Annotated in this window: 1 protein-coding gene; it reads right to left on the reverse strand. The window is 38.5% G+C overall.

Going from position 1 to position 1,215, the window contains the following annotated elements:
* Nucleotides 1–31 precede the first annotated feature (31 nt).
* On the reverse strand, nucleotides 32–985 hold the full coding sequence (locus tag H5154_RS22740) for an IS110 family transposase (protein ID WP_182719730.1): 954 nt from the start codon (nucleotides 983–985) through the stop codon (nucleotides 32–34).
* Between the last annotated feature and the right edge of the window lie 230 nt (nucleotides 986–1,215).

Raw genomic sequence — 1,215 nt, forward strand, 5'->3', positions numbered from 1 at the left:
TAACAAGTGACTATGGTGTCAATTCCTAATTTTAAACCATTTCAGGATCCCACATTACACCATCTCTCACCATTGAATTTATTATCACTACCAGCTTTCGTATACACGCAATGATGGCTACTTTTTTAGGTTTTCCTGCTGCAACCATTCGTTGGTAAATTTCTTTAAATTTAGGGTTGCATTGGATAGCTGACATCATTGCCATATACATTGCGGTTCTAATTTTTGGCCGTCCTCCACGTATCATTCGCTTGCCTTGATAAACTCCACTTTCACGATTAAATGGTGCTACGCCAACTAAAGATGCAGCTTCTTTGTTGTTTACATAACCAAGCTCAGGCATGTCGCTAAGAAGGTTAAATGCGACAACATTTCCAACACCTGGTACGCTTTGAATAATGTTATTTTTCGCTTCGTATTCGTCACATTCTTTAATGAGTTTTTGTAGTTTTAAATCTACTTTTTCTATCTGATTTTTCAGTGCAGTTAAGATAGGTTTTATTAGTGATGATATTGTTTTTGGCATTATTTGAGAGCGGTTTTTCTCCATCGTTTGCATATCCATTAACTGCCGTCTTCTCGAGAGTAAATCGCTCATTAAGCGCATTTGGTCTGGCTTTAAAGAAGATAGAGGCGGCTTTATTGCTTCACCAAAATGAGCAATGAGTTGTGCATCAAGTTTATCTGTTTTTGCTTTTTGGCCGATAGCCCCTGCGAAGCGTTTAATGTTTACTGGATTAGCAACTACGAAGGGAATATTCGCCTCAGCGCAGGCTATAATAAAAGGTTGCTCAAGACGTCCGGTTGCTTCAATAGTGACACGCGTTACTGGGTGTTTTTTTAATATTTGTATAGCGTGTTTAATACCACTTTGATTGTTTTCTACGGTGAAGTAGATGTCTAATGGTCTGATATAAATGTCGAGTTGTGTTTTGCCAGTATCGACGCCGACGTTAATTTCGTTTTGATTATTTAGTGTATTCATAATAAGCTGACTCTGCCTTGCTATTCGGGCTCGAGGCCCAGTTGACTATCCGAGTTTAATGCTTGGAGTTTATACAGCGTTCTTACTTGTTACCGGTCTCTCAATAGAGGAGCCTTCAATCAATCGAACTACTGTATAAAAGACTTTGGTTGCAGCCAAAGCTTGGGCCTCACATTACCCGAACTAGGTTAAAATAATAATTAATTTATGGGTTTATTATCCATACAAGC

This window comes from Pseudoalteromonas sp. SR44-5 (assembly GCF_014163675.1).
Lineage (GTDB): Bacteria > Pseudomonadota > Gammaproteobacteria > Enterobacterales > Alteromonadaceae > Pseudoalteromonas > Pseudoalteromonas rhizosphaerae.

What these genes read in the sequence shown, in the direction of transcription:
- H5154_RS22740 (WP_182719730.1), bottom strand. Translation starts at nt 985, where the DNA reads ATGAATACACTAAATAATCAAAACGAAATTAACGTCGGCGTCGATACT.